This is a genomic window from Stenotrophomonas sp. YJH_SMC_91 (genome assembly GCF_059368495.1).
On sequence record NZ_JCAFRT010000008.1, the window covers coordinates 143,779 to 159,977 of the forward strand.

The 16,199-nt window shown below is 67.6% G+C and carries 14 protein-coding genes; 10 read left to right on the top strand and 4 right to left on the bottom strand.

Annotation, left to right across the window (positions count from 1 at the left end; all coding sequences use genetic code 11):
• Positions 1 to 257 precede the first annotated feature (257 nt).
• Positions 258 to 1,421 carry an acyl-CoA dehydrogenase family protein gene (locus AC5P5X_RS12065; RefSeq protein WP_024956299.1) on the top strand — a complete coding sequence of 388 codons (1,164 nt, stop codon included), beginning with the start codon at positions 258 to 260 and terminating at the stop codon, positions 1,419 to 1,421.
• 407 nt (positions 1,422 to 1,828) lie between these two features.
• On the opposite strand, the gene AC5P5X_RS12070 is transcribed toward AC5P5X_RS12065, so the two are convergent.
• Together AC5P5X_RS12070 and AC5P5X_RS12075 are read right to left on the bottom strand one after the other, a co-directional pair.
• Positions 1,829 to 2,308 carry a tRNA (cytidine(34)-2'-O)-methyltransferase gene (locus AC5P5X_RS12070; RefSeq protein ID WP_005407625.1) on the bottom strand — a complete coding sequence of 160 codons (480 nt, stop codon included), beginning with the start codon at positions 2,306 to 2,308 and terminating at the stop codon, positions 1,829 to 1,831.
• 69 nt (positions 2,309 to 2,377) lie between these two features.
• Positions 2,378 to 2,854: an XAC0231 family protein gene (locus AC5P5X_RS12075; RefSeq protein ID WP_005407626.1), complete on the bottom strand. Its 477-nt coding sequence runs from the start codon at positions 2,852 to 2,854 to the stop codon at positions 2,378 to 2,380.
• 415 nt (positions 2,855 to 3,269) lie between these two features.
• On the opposite strand from AC5P5X_RS12075, the gene AC5P5X_RS12080 reads away from it, so the two are divergent.
• The 4 genes from AC5P5X_RS12080 to AC5P5X_RS12095 all read left to right on the top strand — a co-directional run bounded on the left by AC5P5X_RS12080 (position 3,270) and on the right by AC5P5X_RS12095 (position 8,754).
• The gene (locus tag AC5P5X_RS12080; RefSeq protein ID WP_062606354.1) at positions 3,270 to 6,119 is read left to right on the top strand and encodes a M16 family metallopeptidase; all 2,850 of its coding nucleotides are present in this window, start codon (positions 3,270 to 3,272) and stop codon (positions 6,117 to 6,119) included.
• 212 nt (positions 6,120 to 6,331) lie between these two features.
• A complete protein-coding gene (locus AC5P5X_RS12085; protein ID WP_005407628.1) occupies positions 6,332 to 6,649 on the top strand; it encodes a DUF4156 domain-containing protein in 318 nt (105 codons plus the stop codon).
• A gap of 103 nt (positions 6,650 to 6,752) precedes the next feature.
• Complete coding sequence (locus AC5P5X_RS12090; protein ID WP_049429808.1) at positions 6,753 to 7,769, top strand: 3-oxoacyl-ACP synthase III; 1,017 nt, start codon at positions 6,753 to 6,755, stop codon at positions 7,767 to 7,769.
• A gap of 94 nt (positions 7,770 to 7,863) precedes the next feature.
• On the top strand, positions 7,864 to 8,754 hold the full coding sequence (locus AC5P5X_RS12095; RefSeq protein WP_111189600.1) for an alpha/beta fold hydrolase: 891 nt from the start codon (positions 7,864 to 7,866) through the stop codon (positions 8,752 to 8,754).
• Positions 8,755 to 8,868: 114 nt separating this feature from the next.
• Here AC5P5X_RS12095 and AC5P5X_RS12100 read toward each other — a convergent pair whose 3' ends face one another.
• A complete protein-coding gene (locus AC5P5X_RS12100; RefSeq protein ID WP_005407630.1) occupies positions 8,869 to 9,300 on the bottom strand; it encodes a YkgJ family cysteine cluster protein in 432 nt (143 codons plus the stop codon).
• A 104-nt stretch (positions 9,301 to 9,404) separates the two neighbouring features.
• On the opposite strand from AC5P5X_RS12100, the gene oleC reads away from it, so the two are divergent.
• From oleC to AC5P5X_RS12115, 3 genes are all read left to right on the top strand, one after another.
• Positions 9,405 to 11,063 carry an olefin beta-lactone synthetase gene (gene oleC / locus AC5P5X_RS12105; RefSeq protein ID WP_005411899.1) on the top strand — a complete coding sequence of 553 codons (1,659 nt, stop codon included), beginning with the start codon at positions 9,405 to 9,407 and terminating at the stop codon, positions 11,061 to 11,063.
• The gene (gene oleD / locus AC5P5X_RS12110) at positions 11,060 to 12,052 is read left to right on the top strand and encodes a 2-alkyl-3-oxoalkanoate reductase (protein WP_043035693.1); all 993 of its coding nucleotides are present in this window, start codon (positions 11,060 to 11,062) and stop codon (positions 12,050 to 12,052) included. Before oleC ends, oleD begins: the two co-directional genes overlap by 4 nt.
• An 81-nt stretch (positions 12,053 to 12,133) precedes the next feature.
• Positions 12,134 to 12,289: a DUF1328 domain-containing protein gene (locus AC5P5X_RS12115; protein WP_005407633.1), complete on the top strand. Its 156-nt coding sequence runs from the start codon at positions 12,134 to 12,136 to the stop codon at positions 12,287 to 12,289.
• Positions 12,290 to 12,365: 76 nt separating this feature from the next.
• Here AC5P5X_RS12115 and ddlA read toward each other — a convergent pair whose 3' ends face one another.
• Positions 12,366 to 13,460, bottom strand: a complete 1,095-nt coding sequence (ddlA, locus tag AC5P5X_RS12120) for a D-alanine--D-alanine ligase (RefSeq protein ID WP_111189601.1) — start codon at positions 13,458 to 13,460, stop codon at positions 12,366 to 12,368.
• Positions 13,461 to 13,887: 427 nt separating this feature from the next.
• Between ddlA and AC5P5X_RS12125 the strand changes: the two genes are divergently transcribed.
• Together AC5P5X_RS12125 and ubiB are read left to right on the top strand one after the other, a co-directional pair.
• The gene (locus AC5P5X_RS12125) at positions 13,888 to 14,523 is read left to right on the top strand and encodes a ubiquinone biosynthesis accessory factor UbiJ (protein WP_005411902.1); all 636 of its coding nucleotides are present in this window, start codon (positions 13,888 to 13,890) and stop codon (positions 14,521 to 14,523) included.
• Positions 14,520 to 16,175, top strand: a complete 1,656-nt coding sequence (gene ubiB, locus AC5P5X_RS12130; protein ID WP_012478774.1) for a ubiquinone biosynthesis regulatory protein kinase UbiB — start codon at positions 14,520 to 14,522, stop codon at positions 16,173 to 16,175. Before AC5P5X_RS12125 ends, ubiB begins: the two co-directional genes overlap by 4 nt.
• The last annotated feature ends 24 nt before the right edge of the window (positions 16,176 to 16,199 follow it).

Genomic DNA, 16,199 nt, shown 5'->3' on the forward strand with positions numbered 1-16,199 from the left:
GCGCGTGCGGCCACGGGCGAAACGGTTGTTTGAATGTGTCAGGGTACCGGGACGCGCGTGATCGAGCTAGATCGCCGATGTTCACGTCATGATTGCTGCGGTGCAGCGTGATGCTCGTGGCCGGGTAGGTGCCAACCTTGGTTGGCACATTGTTTCACCGCCCGGACCTGCATCCGTGTGGACCAAGGTCCACACCTACCAGACGCGATGCTTGCGGATGACCGACAATGGCCCGGTCCTGACTGCGCGTGAGTGCCATGGCTTTGCATCCGTACGATCTGTTCGATGTCCGTTCCCTGCTCAACGAGGAAGAGCGCGCGGTGCAGGAGAGCGTCGCCCGTTTCACCAACGAGCGCGTGCTGCCGATCATCGGCGATGCCTTCGACCAGGCCCGCTTCCCCGATGAACTGGTGCCGGAGATCGCGTCACTGGGCCTGCTCGGTGCGACCCTGCCGACCGAGTACGGCGGTGGTGGCCTCGGCGCGGTCAGCTACGGCCTGATCTGCCAGGAGCTGGAGCGCGGCGATTCGGGCCTGCGCAGCTTCGTCTCGGTGCAGAGCTCGCTGTGCATGTACCCGATCTACGCCTATGGCAGCGAGGAACAGCGCCAGCAGTGGCTGCCGGCGATGGCGCGCGGCGAACTGATCGGCTGCTTCGGCCTGACCGAGGCGCATGGGGGTTCCGATCCGGCCAGCATGAAGACCCGCGCGGTGCGCGACGGCAGCGACTGGCGCATCAGCGGCAGCAAGATGTGGATCACCAGCGGCCCGGTGGCCGACCTGGCCATCGTCTGGGCGCAGACCGAGGACGGCATCCAGGGTTTCGTGCTGGAAAAGGGCATGGCCGGCTTCACCACGCAGGAGATCAAGCACAAGATGAGCCTGCGCGCATCGCTGACCGGGGCGCTGTTCTTCGATGACGTGCGCGTGCCTGACAGCCACCGGCTGCCGAACGTGAAGGGCCTGAAGGGGCCGCTGGGCTGCCTGACCCAGGCCCGCTATGGCATCAGCTGGGGCCCGATCGGTGCGGCGATTGCCTGCCTGGATGAAGCACTGGGTTATGCCAAGGAGCGCGTGCTGTTCGGTCGCCCGCTGGCGGCCACGCAGAGCGCGCAGATCAAGCTGGCCGAGATGGCCCGCCGCATCACCACCGCGCAGCTGCTGGCCCTGCAGCTGGGCCGCCTGAAGGAAGCTGGCCAGCTGCAGCCGCAGCAGGTCAGCCTGGCCAAGTGGAACAACTGCCGCATGGCGATCGACATCGCCCGCGAATGCCGTGACCTGCTGGGTGGCGCCGGCATCACCACCGAACACGTGGCGATCCGGCACGCGCTGAACCTCGAATCGGTGATCACCTATGAAGGCACCGAGACCGTGCACCAGCTGGTGATCGGCCGCGAACTGACCGGCATCAACGCGTTCTGAGTGCACCGGTAGTGCCGGCCGCTGGCCGGCATTGAGTTGGTAGTGCCGGCCGCTGGCCGGCATTGCCCAGTAGCGTATTCGCAGGCGAGCGATCGGTGTACCGAACCGCGCACCGTACCGAGATGGGTTCAAGGACAGCCTGTACCGCGCGGCTGTTGGGTCCGCCTTGAAGCGAGCCGAGCACCGCAGGTCCGGCGGGGGCGAAGAGGCGCGGGTGTCTGAGCGCAGCGAGTTCCGCGCCGTCCCCCGGCGGGCCGAGGAGCGCAGGGCACCGGTGCGCAGCACCGGCTCGCGGATGGCGGCGCGTTTCTTTTGGTTACTTTTCTTTCCGCGCGGAAAGAAAAGTAACGCCCATGAACGCATGCGCCCGCCACAGCAACGACCAGGCAGAAGAGAGACGCGTGGCGTTACGCCCCGCCGGCAAACCCGTGCTGCCGCCACGCTTCGTACATCACCACGGCAACGGTGTTGGAAAGATTGAGGCTGCGGTTGTCCGGCCGCATCGGCAGGCGCAGGCGGCGGCCATCGGGCAAGGCATCGAGCACGTCCTGCGGCAGGCCGCGGCTTTCCGGGCCGAACAGGAAGGCATCACCGTCTTCGAACGCCACGCTGTCATAGCGGACGCTGGCACGCGTACTGAGGGCGAACAACCGCTTCGGTGCGATCCGCGCCAGCGCGGTGTCCAGGTCGGGGTGCACCTGCAGGCGCGAATACTCGTGGTAGTCCAGGCCGGCGCGCTTGAGCTGCTTGTCTTCCAGTGCGAAGCCGAGCGGCTCGACCAGGTGCAGCTGCGCGCCGGTGTTGGCGCAGAGCCGGATCACATTGCCCGTGTTGGGCGGGATTTCCGGTTGGAACAGGATCACGTGGAACTGGGGCGCGGCATTCATCGGCGCAGTGTACCTGCGACGACCGCCGCCTTTACGGCGCACGCCCTGCGCGAGGCAGGGCGGCACCGCTTACGGGCGCAGCAGGACCTGGGCGGTTTCGGTGGCCAGGGCCTGCAGGTCGGCGGCGCTCGGACGCACCTGCAGGGCCGGCAGGTTGACGATCACCTGGTTGGCGACGCTGGTGGCGGCGGCAGCCAGGGTCGCGGCGTAGCGCTGGGCTTCCAGTTCGGCGGCCAGGGCGACGCGCTGTTCCAGGCTCGGGCGCACTTCCACCGAGGCCAGGGTGGTGATCGGCATCGCGGCGGCGACCGGGGCGGCGACGTAGCCGCTGCGCTCGGCCAGCTGGTCGGCACTTGGGCGCACTTCCACGGTGGCCAGGGTCGGGATGCCGCTGGCCTGTTCCCAGGCCTGCTGGGCCAGCTGGTCGGCGGCCGGGCGAACCTGCACGGTGGACAGAGTCTTGATGGATTCGGAGGCCTGCACCGACGAAACAACCGCGGTGCCGGCGATCAGGGCGATGGCGATGGCAATGGTCTTGGCGTTCATGACGGGGCCTGTTTAGTGTTGGTGATCAGTGGTGTGGTAGTAAGGTAGTACACCAATTCTGGGCTTGCAAGGAAAATTTTCGATTTCCTGCGTTTGTTCAGTCTTCAGTCAGCTTTTGTCTGAAGCCCTTCCTGGTGCAGGAAGTACCAAGCAATCCCCGTGCCAACTTTTAATTATTGATTTGCAAGGGTTTTATGGTCATCGAAAAGTGTCCGGCGGGCGGACACCTGTCCATTCGATGTGCTGCGGACACTGTCCGGACGTTGCTGGCGGGTGCTTGTGACGGCTCGGACAGGGCAGATCGGCGCTGCGGATGGCGCACAGGGGCAAACACCCCCAGTGACTGGCGACCGATTCCTGCCGTTGCGCGCGCACGCTAGGATCGGGGTTCACCTATGTGACCAAGGATCCGGATATGTCTCTCGCCCTTCGCCCGCGCACTGCGCTGCTGGCCGTTGCCCTCAGCACCGCCCTGGGCACGCTTGTGCCTTCCCATGCGTTGGCGGCAAAGCCGGCCGCACCGGCCAAGGTCGATATCCCGTATGAGCAGTTCACCCTGCCCAACGGCCTGCGCGTGATCGTGCACACCGATCGCAAGGCGCCGATCGTCGCGGTCAACGTCTGGTATCACGTCGGCAGCAAGGACGAACCGGCCGGCCGCACCGGCTTCGCGCACCTGTTCGAACACCTGATGTTCCAGGGCAGCGAAAACCACGACGGCGAATTCTTCGAGCCGTTCAAGCAGGTCGGCGCCACCAACCAGAACGGCACCACCAATACCGATCGCACCAACTACTTCGAGAACGTGCCCACCACTGCGCTGGACATGGCGCTGTGGATGGAATCGGACCGCATGGGCCATCTGGTCGGTGCGATCGACCAGGCGGCGCTGGACGAGCAGCGTGGCGTGGTGCAGAACGAGAAGCGCCAGGGCGAGAACCAGCCCTACGGCCAGGCCTGGGACCAGCTCAACAAGGCGCTGTATCCAGTTGGCCACCCGTACCACCACGGCGTGATCGGTTCGATGAACGATCTGAACGCGGCGTCGCTGGATGACGTGAAGACCTGGTTCCGCACCTGGTACGGCCCGAACAACGCCGTGCTGGTGCTGGCTGGCGACATCGACCTGGCCACCGCCAAGGAAAAGGTTGGCAAGTACTTCGGCAGCATCCCGGCCGGCCCGACCATGGCGCAGCCGGCGGTGAACGTGGCCAAGCGCAGCACCGATACGCGCGAGACGATGACCGACAAGGTGCCGCAGGCGCGTATCTACCGCGCCTGGAACGTGCCGCAGGTCGGTACCACCGAGGTCGATCAGCTGCAGCTGTTCGCGCAGGTACTGGGCGGCGCCAAGTCCTCGCGGCTGAGCCAGCGCCTGCAGCACCAGGACAAGCTGGTGGACAGCATCGCGGCAGGCCTGTCGACGTCGCAGCTGGGTTCGAACTTCGTGATCATGGCGACGGTCAAGCAGGGCCAGGACCCTGCCAAGGTCGAGAAGATCATCGACGAGGAACTGGACCGGCTGATCAAGCAGGGCCCGACCGCGGCCGAGCTGGAACGCGCCAAGACCGGTGCCCGCGCCGGTTTCATCCGCGGCATCGAACGCATCGGCGGCTTCGGCGGCAAGGCCGACGCACTGGCCGAGTGCGCGGTGTTCACCGGCGACCCGGGCTGCTTCCGCACCTCGCTGGCCAACATCGAGAAGGCCAGTGCTGCTGATCTGAGCCGTCTGGGCGCGCAGTGGCTGGACAAGGGCAGCCACACCCTGGTGATTGCACCGGGTGAGCGCGTGGCGCTGAAGGAAGACCCGAGCCAGGCGCCGAAGCCGTTCAACGTGCCGGCGGTGGACCCCAAGTACAGCACGCTGCCCGAGCAGGTGGACCGCAAGGCCGGCGTACCGCAGACCCGCGAGTTCCCGCAGCTGAAGTTCCCGGCGCTGCAGCGCGCCACGCTGAAGAACGGCACCCAGGTGATCCTGGCCGAGCGCCACGAGATTCCGGTGGTGCAGTTCAGCTACCAGTTCCCGGGTGGCTTCAGCGCCGACCAGGGCCGCAAGCCGGGCACCGCCAACTTCACCATGAGCCTGATGACCGAAGGCGCCGGCAAGCTCGGCTCGCTGGCCTTCGCCGATGCCGCAGACGCACTGGGCGCCAGCTTGGATGCCTCGGCCGGCCTGGACTCCATGAGCGTGGACCTGTCGGCGCTGAAGGAAAACCTGGCACCGTCGCTGGCGCTGTATCGGGACCTGCTGCGCGAACCGCGCTTCGAGCAGGGCGAGATCGACCGGGTCAAGGCGAGCTGGATTGCCGGCATCCAGCAGGAGAAGGTCAACCCGGGTGCGGTGGCGATGCGCGTGCTGCCGCCGCTGCTGTACGGCAAGGGCCACCCGTATGCCATTCCGTTCACCGGCAGCGGTGACGAAGCAGCGATCAACGGCCTGACCCGCGAAGACCTGGTCGACTTCCACCACGACTGGCTGCGGCCGCAGAACGGCACCCTGATCGTGGTCGGTGACACCACCCTGGCCGAGATCGTGCCGCTGCTGGACAAGCAGCTGGGCGACTGGAAGGCTGCGGGCGACGCCCCGCAGGTGAAGGCCGCCACCGATGTGGCATTGCCGAAGGGCCCGCGCGTGTTCCTGATCGACCAGCCGGGTGCGGTGCAGGCCAACCTGTTCGCAGGGCAGGTGGTGGCGCCGTCCAGCGCCACCAGCTCGACCCGCTTCGATATTGCCAACGGCGTGATCGGCGGCGACTTCACCTCGCGCCTGAACATGAACCTGCGTGAGGACAAGCACTGGTCATACGGTGCGCGCAGCAGCGCGATCAACTCGGTGGGCCAGCGCCCGTGGATGGCCAGCGCGCCGGTGCAGATCGACAAGACCGGCCCGGCGATGGCGGAAATGCGCAAGGAAATCGCCGCGTTCGCCGATGGCAGCAAGCCGGCCACCGCCGCCGAGGTCAACCGCATCCGCAACATCCAGACCCTCAGCCTGCCCGGTGCCTACGAGACCGCCAGCGCGGTCGCCTCGACCATCGGTTCGATCGTGCAGTTCAAGCGTCCGGACGACTACGTGCTGCGTCGCAAGGCCGAGATCGAGGCGATGACCCCGGCGCAGGTGCAGCAGGCCGCCGCCGAGATCAAGCCGCAGGCGCTGACCTGGGTGGTGGTGGGTGATCTCAAGCAGACCGAAGCGGCCGTGCGTGCGCTGAACCTGGGCGAGGTGACGGTGATCGACGCCGAAGGCAACCCGGTCAAGAAATAAGGGATGCGCCTGCCCGCCCCCGCGGGCAGGCCTCCCCAGGTAGTGCCGGCCGCTGGCCGGCAACCTTGCCGTGGTAGTGCCGGCCGCTGGCCGGCAACGCCGTGACCCGAAGGCGGGGTCACAACCCCCTGCGGGGGATCCGTCCCCCCACCGGCTACCCCCGATTCAGGCGGTTCAGGCAGAATCCCTCCATACCCTTCCAGGATCTGCCCATGCGCGTTCTGCTGCTTTCCTCCCTGCTGCTCACCGTCACCGCCTGTACCTGGGTGCCGATCGAACCGGCCGGCAAGGCGACCCGCGTGCTGCCGGCAGGCCCGGTTCCCGCAGGCTGCATCGCCAAGGGCGAGGTGGTGGTGACCGTGAAGAGCAAGGTCGGCTTCTACAACCGCAACCCGCTGCGCGTGCAGGAAGAGCTGGAAACCCTGGCCCGCAACGAGGCCCCGAGCGCCGGCGCCAATGCCGTGCAGGCCGCCGCGGCCCCGGCCGATGGCAGCCAGCGCTTCGCCGCATTCCAGTGCCCGCCGCGCTGAACGCTTCACCATACGGCCAAGGCTGAATTCGTAAAGATGCGGTGAAGGCCCCGGGGGTTATAGAATAGCGCCCCCTTTTGCCTGAGCCTTGGCGCTAACCTCGATGCTCTTCAAGAATGTCTCGATCGCCGGCCTGGCACACGTCGACGCGCCGCATACGCTGACCACCAAGGAAATCAACGAACGCCTGCAGCCGACGTTGGATCGCCTGGGTATCCGCACCGACGTGCTCGGCGACATCGCCGGCATCCACGCGCGCCGCCTGTGGGACAACGGCGTGCTGGCGTCCGACGCTGCCACCATGGCAGGCCGCAAGGCACTGGAAGACGCAGGCATCAATGCGACGCAGGTTGGCCTGCTGGTCAACACCTCGGTCAGTCGCGACTACCTGGAGCCGTCCACGGCTTCCATCGTCTCGGGCAACCTCGGCGTCAGCGACGAGTGCATGACCTTCGACGTCGCCAATGCCTGCCTGGCCTTCATCAACGGCATGGATATCGCCGCGCGCATGATCGAGCGCGGCGACATCGACTACGCGCTGGTGGTGGACGGCGAGACCGCCAACCTGGTGTACGAGAAGACCCTGGAGCGCATGACCGCCCCGGACGTCACCGCTGACGATTTCCGCAACGAGCTGGCCGCCCTGACCACCGGTTCGGGTGCCGCGGCGATGGTGATGGCGCGCTCGGAGCTGGTGCCGGACGCGCCGCGCTACAAGGGCGGCGTGACGCGCTCGGCCACCGAGTGGAACCAGCTGTGCCTGGGCAACCTGGACCGCATGGTCACCGACACCCGACTGCTGCTGATCGAAGGCATCAAGCTGGCCCAGAAGACCTTCAGCGCCGCCAAGATCGCCCTGGGCTGGGCCGTGGAAGAGCTGGACCAGTTCGTGATCCACCAGGTCAGCCAGCCGCACACCGCCGCGTTCATCAAGAACTTCGGCATCGACCCGAAGAAGGTCATGACCATCTTCGGCGAGCACGGCAACATCGGCCCGGCCTCGGTGCCGATCGTGCTGAGCAAGCTCAAGCAGCTGGGCAAGCTGAAGAAGGGCGATCGCATCGCGCTTCTGGGTATCGGCTCGGGCCTGAACTGCTCGATGGCTGAAGTGGTCTGGTAAAAGAGTCACCGCTGACCTGCTGCACGACGGGCAGCGATGATTTTTCCAAGTGTTCAAGGGCCGGTTTACCGGCCCTTTCTACAGGTGCGATCCGATGTCCCAGCTTCCCGGTTACCCCGCCCACCCGCAGCGCTTCGAGGTACGCCCCGGCCTGTCGATGAACTATCTCGACGAAGGCCCGCGCGACGGCGAAGTGGTGGTGATGGTGCACGGCAACCCGTCGTGGAGCTATTACTGGCGCAGGCTGGTCGCCGGCCTGTCGGACACGTACCGCTGCATCGTGCCGGACCACATCGGCATGGGCCTGTCGGACAAGCCCGATGACAGCCGCTACGAGTACACGCTGCAGTCGCGCGTTGACGACCTCGATGCGCTGCTCAAGCATCTGGGCATCACCGGCCCGGTGACCCTGGCGGTGCACGACTGGGGCGGCATGATCGGTTTCGGCTGGGCGCTGTCGCACCACGACCAGGTCAAGCGCCTGGTGGTGCTCAATACCGCTGCATTCCCGATGCCGGCGGCGAAGAAGATGCCGTGGCAGATCGCGCTGGGCCGCCACTGGAAGATCGGCGAGTGGATCATCCGCACCTTCAACGCGTTCTCCTCCGGTGCCTCGTGGCTGGGCGTGGAGCGGAAGATGCCGGCCGACGTGCGCCGCGCCTACGTGTCGCCGTACAACAGCTGGGCCAACCGCATCAGCACCATCCGCTTCATGCAGGACATCCCGCTGTCGCCGGCCGACAAGGCGTGGTCGCTGCTGGAGCGTGCCGGCAAGGCGCTGCCGTCGTTCGCCGACCGGCCGGCCTTCCTCGGCTGGGGCCTGCGCGACTTCGTGTTCGACCACCACTTCCTGAAGGGCTTCCAGGCCGCGCTGCCGCGGGCCCAGGTACATGCGTTCGAGGATGCCGGGCATTACGTGCTGGAAGACAAGCACGAGGTGCTGGTGCCGGAGATCCGCGCCTTTCTGGACAAGAACCCGATCTGATCGGTGTGCCGACCAACGGTCGGCATCCACCCCTTCCTCTTCCGGTGGGTGCCGACCGTTGGTCGGCACACCCGAAGGGTTGATGAGGTTGCCGGCCAGCGGCCGGCACTACCATTACGCGGCGACCGGCGCCTGCGGCGGCGAGGAAGGGCTGTTGCCGTTGTCGTCCGGATGGTCGTCGTCGTTGTCGGCGTCATCGCGCCAGCGCCAGTCGGCCGGCGTCAACGGATCCAGGCCATAGGCGATGCGCGCCTTGTCGCACTGCGGGCTGGCCTTGCCATACTCCCACGATGCATCCACCTCGCGGCACACGCTGGGCCGGTTGGGATGGATGGTGCAGCGTGAATACACGCCGATCTGCGCATCCAGCGCCACGCAGCGCACCGGCTTGGAATGGGTGCCGCGCATGCACAGGCGGTGCGGGTCCAGCACCTCGGTGAGCTGGTGCGGCACGCCGCCGGGGGTGACCTCGTCTGATTCCATCCAGTGGAAGGCCACGCGGTACTGGGTGCAGCAGGCGCCGCAGGTCATGCAGGGATGTTGCATGGGCAAGCCGCCTCGGGCGGCAGTCGGAATCAGGAACGAGGGTGCGGATTTTCCACGAAGTGGGCCGCCGCGCAAGAAATTCCGTAAGCGGCGACAATGAACGGATGAACCGACCCTGCAATATTGCCGCCCGCTTGCCTGAACTGGCGCGTGAACGGCCTGATCAGATCGCCATCCGCTGCCCTGGCCGCCGTGGCGCCGGCAACGGCATGGCCGCCTACGACGTGACCCTGGATTACCGCCAGCTGGACGCCCGCAGCGACGCCATGGCGGCCGGCCTGGCCGGCTACGGGATCGGCCGTGGAGTGCGCACGGTGGTGATGGTGCGGCCGTCGCCGGAGTTCTTCCTGCTGATGTTTGCCCTGTTCAAGCTGGGCGCGGTGCCGGTGCTGGTCGACCCGGGCATCGATAGGCGCGCGCTGAAGCAGTGCCTGGACGAGGCGCAGCCGGAGGCCTTCATCGGCATTCCGCTGGCGCACGTGGCGCGGCTGGTGCTGCGCTGGGCCCCCTCGGCGGCGCGCCTGGTGACCGTGGGCCGCCGCCTCGGCTGGGGCGGGACCACGCTGGCCGCGCTGGAGCGCGCCGGCGCCAAGGGTGGGCCGATGCTGGCCGCCACCGACGGCGAGGACATGGCCGCGATCCTGTTCACCAGCGGCTCCACCGGCGTGCCCAAGGGCGTGGTCTACCGCCACCGCCACTTCGTCGGCCAGATCCAGCTGCTGGGCAGCGCCTTCGGCATGGAAGCGGGCGGGGTGGACCTGCCGACCTTCCCGCCGTTCGCCCTGTTCGATCCTGCGCTGGGCCTGACCTCGGTCATCCCGGACATGGACCCGACCCGGCCGGCACAGGCCGACCCGGCCCGCCTGCATGACGCCATCCAGCGCTTCGGCGTGACCCAGCTGTTCGGCTCGCCGGCGCTGATGCGGGTGCTGGCGAAGCATGGCCGGCCGCTGCCGACGGTGACCCGGGTGACCTCGGCGGGTGCGCCGGTGCCGCCGGACGTGGTCGCCACCATCCGCAGCCTGCTGCCGGCCGACGCGCAGTTCTGGACGCCGTATGGCGCCACCGAGTGCCTGCCGGTGGCGGTGGTCGAAGGCCGCGAGCTGGAACGCACGCGCGCCGCCACCGAGGCCGGCGCCGGCACCTGCGTGGGCAGCGTGGTGGCGCCGAACGAAGTGCGCATCATCGCCATCGATGACGCGCCGCTGGCCGACTGGTCGCAGGCGCGCGTGCTGGCGGTTGGCGAAGTGGGAGAAATCACGGTGGCTGGCCCGACCGCCACCGACAGCTACTTCAACCGCCCGCAGGCCACGGCTGCAGCGAAGATCCGCGAGAGGCTGGCCGATGGCAGCACCCGCGTGGTGCATCGCATGGGCGACGTCGGTTACTTCGATGCGCAGGGTCGCCTGTGGTTCTGCGGGCGCAAGACGCAGCGCGTGGAAACCGCGCGCGGGCCGCTGTACACCGAACAGGTCGAGCCGGTGTTCAACACCGTCGCAGGCGTGGCGCGCACCGCGCTGGTCGGTGTCGGCGCCGCCGGTGCGCAGGTGCCGGTGCTGTGCGTGGAACTGCTGCGCGGCCAGTCCGACAGCCCGGCGCTGCAGGAAGCGCTGCGTGCGCATGCCGCAGCGCGCACGCCTGAGGCCGGCCTGCAGCACTTCCTGGTGCATCCGGCGTTCCCCGTCGATATCCGTCACAACGCCAAGATCGGCCGCGAGAAGCTCGCCGTCTGGGCCAGCGCCGAACTGGAGAAGCGCGCATGAAGATCCTGGTCACCGGTGGTGGCGGGTTCCTTGGCCAGGCGCTGTGCCGCGGGCTGGTCGAACGTGGCCACCAGGTACTGGCGTTCAACCGCAGCCATTACCCGGAGCTGCAGGTGATGGGCGTGGGCCAGATCCGTGGCGACCTGGCCGACCCGCAGGCGGTCCTGCATGCGGTGGCCGGCGTCGATGCGGTATTCCACAACGGTGCCAAGGCCGGTGCGTGGGGCAGCTATGACAGCTACCACCAGGCCAATGTGGTCGGCACCGACAACGTCATCGCCGCCTGCCGTGCGCACGGTATCGGCCGGCTGGTCTACACCTCCACGCCCAGCGTGACGCACCGGGCCACCCACCCGGTGGAAGGCCTCGGCGCCGACGAAGTGCCGTACGGCGAAGATTTCCAGGCGCCCTATGCGGCCACCAAGGCGATTGCCGAACAGCGCGTGCTGGCGGCCAATGACGCGTCGCTGGCGACGGTGGCGCTGCGTCCGCGCCTGATCTGGGGCCCTGGCGACCAGCAGCTGGTACCGCGCCTGGCCGAACGTGCACGACAGGGCCGCCTGCGCCTGGTGGGCGATGGCAGCAACAAGGTCGATACCACCTACATCGACAACGCCGCGCTTGCCCACTTCCTCGCCTTCGAGGCACTGGCGCCCGGTGCCGCATGTGCAGGCAAGGCCTACTTCATTTCCAACGGCGAACCGCTGCCGATGCGCGAGCTGGTCAACAAGCTGCTGCAGGCGGTGGGTGCACCGACCGTGGACAAGGCGATCAGCTTCAAGATCGCGTACCGTATCGGCGCCATCTGCGAGCGGCTGTGGCCGCTGCTGCGCCTGCGCGGCGAACCGCCGTTGACCCGGTTCCTGGCCGAACAGCTGTGCACGCCGCACTGGTACAGCATGGAGCCGGCCCGCCGTGACTTCGGCTATGTGCCGCAGGTCAGCATCGAAGAAGGGCTGCGCAGGCTGAAGGCTTCATCTGCTGCATAGATCGCCATCACTGGTTGCACACCGCAGGATCGGGAGGATGGACCCACGCCATCCAAGGCTCGACCACCCGCGAGGAGCGCCATGCTGCATTACGCCATCATTTTCTTTGTCATCGCCATCATCGCCGCCGTTCTGGGTTTCTCCGGTATCGCCGGCGCCGCAACGAACATCGCCTGGATCCTGTTCGTGGTGTTCCTGATCCTTGCGGTGATCTCGATGTTCCGCAAGCGAGGCTAGCCGGTAGTGCCGGCCGCTGGCCGGCATCGCTTTCCGCAGAGTCGAGCCATGCTCGACTCTGCGGGCGATCACCACGTTACACAGCGCTCTGCAGCCCGCGATCGGCCTCATGGCGTTCCAGCGCCAGTTCGATCAGGCGCGTGATCAGCGTGGTGTAGTCAACACCGCTGGCGCCCCACAGCTTCGGGTACATGCTGATGAGGGTGAAGCCCGGCAGCGTGTTGACCTCGTTGATGACGATCTCGCCGTCTGCGGTGAGGAACACATCCACGCGCGCCATGCCCGCACACTCCAGCGCCTGGTAGGCCTGCCGCGCGATCTGCTGGATGCGCGCCTGGGTGGCGGCGTCGATGTCGGCCGGCACCACCACGTCAGCGCCATTGGCATTGATGTACTTGGTGTCGTAGGCGTAGAACTCGTCGTGCACCACCACCTCGCCGCATACGCTGGCCTGCGGGTGCTCGTTGCCCAGCACCGCGCATTCGATCTCGCGGCCGACCACCGCCGATTCCACCAGCACCTTGTGGTCGTAGCGCAGCGCCAATGCCAGTGCCTCGGCAAAGCCCGCCGCATCCTTGACCTTGCTCACACCCACCGACGAACCCTGGTTGGCCGGCTTCACGAACAGCGGCAGGCCGAGCTGGGCGATCACCGCATCGGCATCGACCTCCGCGGCCTGATGGCGACGGATGCACAGCCACGGCGCCACCTGCAGCCCCGCGTCGCGCAGCAGGCGCTTGGTCACGTCCTTGTCCATCGCCACCGCCGAGCCCAGTACCGGCGAACCGACGAAGGGCAGGTTCGCCATGCGCAGCAGGCCCTGCAGCGCACCGTCCTCGCCCAGTGGCCCGTGCACGATCGGAAGCACCACATCGATCTGGCCCAGCGCACTGGCCGTATCGGACGGCTGCAGCTGCGCCTGCTCGGCGCCCGGGCGCACCGCCAGCGACTGGCCCGAGCGATGCAGCGCGATGCGCGATGGATCATCGGCATTGATCAGGAAGGTATCCGGCTGGCTCAGATGCCACTGGCCCTGCTTGTCGATGCCGACCAGCACCGGCTCGAAGCGCTCGCGATCAAGCGCATCGAGGATGTTCTTCGCCGACTGCAGCGAAACTTCGTGCTCGGAAGACTTGCCCCCGAAAATGATGCCAACCCGGGTCCGTGCCATGGGGAATGCGATGTCCTGTGCGTTGCGTGGCCCCATAGCATGAACCTTCATCGGCCCTCCGCGTGAGGCACAGATGAACCAGAAATCCATCCACGCATGGCGTGGATCTACCGTCCTCATGGCCCATCAACAGGGGTCGGAGCCCGTTGCGCTACAACGGGATCCGACCCCACGGACGACAGGAAACTGTCGAAGGCGGGGTGGGTCCGGTTGTGGGGGCGTGAGCCGCATGGATGCGGCGACCGAGCTTACATGGACGTACTTGCAGCGTCCCCCGCAACCGGACCCACCCCGCCATCCCACGGATAGCCAGCTTTTGATGTTGATCTTGCCGGCCAGCGGCCGGCACTACCACGGGTGCCGGGCGGCAGCCCGGCAGCCCGGCAGCCCGGCCCAAGCTCCCCACCCACGCAGGTAGAATGCACACATGGCTCTCTCCCTGCTCAAGTCCCTCAAGCCGGTCGCTGGCCGCGCCCTGCAGATCGCCCTGAACCGCGCGCTGGCGCTGGATCCGGATACCCGCCATGCATTGGCCAGCCTCGACGGCCGGCATATCGACCTGACCCTGGAAGCGCCGTCGCTGGCGATGCGCATCAGCGTCGACGGCGACCAGCTGCGGGTCGGCCCGGTGGATGCACAGGAAGCCGACCTGGCCGTGCGCAGCAGCCTGGCCGGCGTGCTGGCGCAGCTGCCGCTGCTGGCCAACGCGCGGCGCGGCGACAACAACGGCAAGGGCCGTGTGCGCGTGGCCGGCGATGCCGAGCTGGCGCGCCGCCTGCAGCAGCTGGCCAAGGGCTTCGATCCGGACTGGCAGCAGCCTTTCGTCAGCGTATTCGGCGAAGTACTGGGCGTGCAGGTCGCCAACACCCTGCGCAGCGCCCTGCAGCACGCGCGCCAGGGGGCGATCGATCTGGCCCACAGCGCCGCTGAGTTCATCACCGAGGAGTCGCGCGATGTGGTGCCGCGCGCCGAGCTGGATGCCTTCCACGACGACGTGGATGTGCTGCGCGATGACGTGGAGCGCCTTGGTGCACGCGTGCAGCGCCTGCGGGGTGCCGCATGAAGGCCGTGCTGCGGGCCAGCCGCATTGGCCGGGTGATCCTGCGTTACCGCCTCGACGACCTGCTGCAGGGCACGCCGGCCGAGCGCTGGCTGCGCCTGGCCAAGCCGTTCGTGCCGCGCGCCTCGGCCAGCATCGCCTCGCAGTCGCGCGGTGCGCGCCTGCGCCTGGCGCTGCAGGACCTCGGCCCGATCTTCGTCAAGTTCGGCCAGATCCTGTCCACCCGCCGCGACCTGGTGCCGCCGGACGTGGCCAACGAGCTGACCCTGCTGCAGGACCGGGTCAAGCCGTTCGATGGCGAGACCGCGCGCCGCATCGTCGAGGACGCGCTCGGCCTGCCGGTCAGCGAGGCCTTCGCCAGCTTCGACACCGAACCGCTGGCCTCGGCCTCGATCGCGCAGGTGCATGCGGCCACGCTGGCCGATGGCCGCCAGGTGGTGGTCAAGGTACTTCGCCCGGGCATCGAGAAGCAGATCGACGCCGACATCGCCCTGCTCAATTCGCTGGCCGCCCTGGTCGAGCGCACCCATCCGCGCGCCGACAAGATCCGGCCGCGCGAAGTGGTGGCCGAGGTCGAGAACACCCTGGCCGCCGAGCTGGACCTGCAGCGCGAAGGCGCCAATGCCAGCGTGCTGCGCCGCTTCTGGGAAAACAGCGACGACCTGTACGTGCCGGAAGTGATCTGGAGCCATACCGCCGAGCGCGCGCTGACCCTGGAGCGCGTTTGGGGCATTCCGTCCGATGACATCGCTGCACTGGACAAGGCCGGCATCGACCGCAAGGCGCTGGCCGCCAAGGGCGTGCGGGTGTTCTATACCCAGGTGTTCCGCGACAACTTCTTCCACGCCGATGCGCACGCCGGCAACATCTGGGTCGACACCGATCCGGCGCGCCGTGCCAATCCGCGCTTCATCGCGCTGGACTTCGGCATCATGGGCCAGCTCTCGCAGGAAGATCAGTACTACCTGGCCGAGAACTTCATGGCCATCTTCAACCGCGATTACCGCCGCATCGCCGAACTGCACGTGCAGGCACGCTGGATGCCCGACCACGTACGCATCGACGATCTGGAAGCGGCCGTGCGTTCAGTGTGCGAGCCGTACTTCACCCGTCCGCTGTCGCAGATCTCGCTGGCCGAAGTGCTGATGAAGCTGTTCCGGGTGGCGCAGCGCTACCAGCTGACGCTGCAGCCGCAGCTGATCCTGCTGCAGAAGACCCTGCTGAACATCGAGGGCGTCGGCCGCCAGCTGGACCCGCAGATCGACATCTGGGCGGTGGCCAAGCCGGTGCTGGCGAAGATCCTGCGCGAGCGCTACAGCCCGCGCCGGGTGGTGCGCGAGCTGGGCAAGCGCCTGCCGGAAATCATGACCCATGCGCCGGACATGCCGCGGCTGGTGCACGCCTGGCTGACCCAGCAGGTGGAAGGCCGCCACGAACTGGCGATGCGTTCGCGCGATCTGGTCGCGCTCGATGCCAGCCTGCAGCGCCTGCAGAAGCGCGCCGTGGGCGCGATCACCGGTGTGGGCCTGCTCGCCATCGCTGCACTGATGTATGTGCTGCAGCCGCCGGGCTGGTACTGGGGCGACGTGCCGGCGTGGAGCTGGCTGTCCGGTGCGGTCGGCGTGGTGGCGCTGGCGCGCGCGTGGTGGCGCTGACCCCGGCAGATTGAAGATCGGCGG

Bases quoted from the DNA above. Each gene is read 5' to 3' on its own strand.
- oleD (WP_043035693.1), top strand. From the start codon at position 11,060: ATGAAGATCCTGGTCACCGGTGGTGGCGGGTTCCTTGGCCAGGCGCTG.
- AC5P5X_RS12090 (WP_049429808.1), top strand. From the start codon at position 6,753: ATGCTCTTCAAGAATGTCTCGATCGCCGGCCTGGCACACGTCGACGCG.
- AC5P5X_RS12070 (WP_005407625.1), bottom strand. From the start codon at position 2,308: ATGAATGCCGCGCCCCAGTTCCACGTGATCCTGTTCCAACCGGAAATC.
- AC5P5X_RS12100 (WP_005407630.1), bottom strand. From the start codon at position 9,300: ATGCAACATCCCTGCATGACCTGCGGCGCCTGCTGCACCCAGTACCGC.
- AC5P5X_RS12125 (WP_005411902.1), top strand. From the start codon at position 13,888: ATGGCTCTCTCCCTGCTCAAGTCCCTCAAGCCGGTCGCTGGCCGCGCC.
- AC5P5X_RS12115 (WP_005407633.1), top strand. From the start codon at position 12,134: ATGCTGCATTACGCCATCATTTTCTTTGTCATCGCCATCATCGCCGCC.
- AC5P5X_RS12065 (WP_024956299.1), top strand. From the start codon at position 258: ATGGCTTTGCATCCGTACGATCTGTTCGATGTCCGTTCCCTGCTCAAC.
- oleC (WP_005411899.1), top strand. From the start codon at position 9,405: ATGAACCGACCCTGCAATATTGCCGCCCGCTTGCCTGAACTGGCGCGT.
- AC5P5X_RS12085 (WP_005407628.1), top strand. From the start codon at position 6,332: ATGCGCGTTCTGCTGCTTTCCTCCCTGCTGCTCACCGTCACCGCCTGT.
- ddlA (WP_111189601.1), bottom strand. From the start codon at position 13,460: ATGGCACGGACCCGGGTTGGCATCATTTTCGGGGGCAAGTCTTCCGAG.
- AC5P5X_RS12075 (WP_005407626.1), bottom strand. From the start codon at position 2,854: ATGAACGCCAAGACCATTGCCATCGCCATCGCCCTGATCGCCGGCACC.
- ubiB (WP_012478774.1), top strand. From the start codon at position 14,520: ATGAAGGCCGTGCTGCGGGCCAGCCGCATTGGCCGGGTGATCCTGCGT.
- AC5P5X_RS12080 (WP_062606354.1), top strand. From the start codon at position 3,270: ATGTCTCTCGCCCTTCGCCCGCGCACTGCGCTGCTGGCCGTTGCCCTC.
- AC5P5X_RS12095 (WP_111189600.1), top strand. From the start codon at position 7,864: ATGTCCCAGCTTCCCGGTTACCCCGCCCACCCGCAGCGCTTCGAGGTA.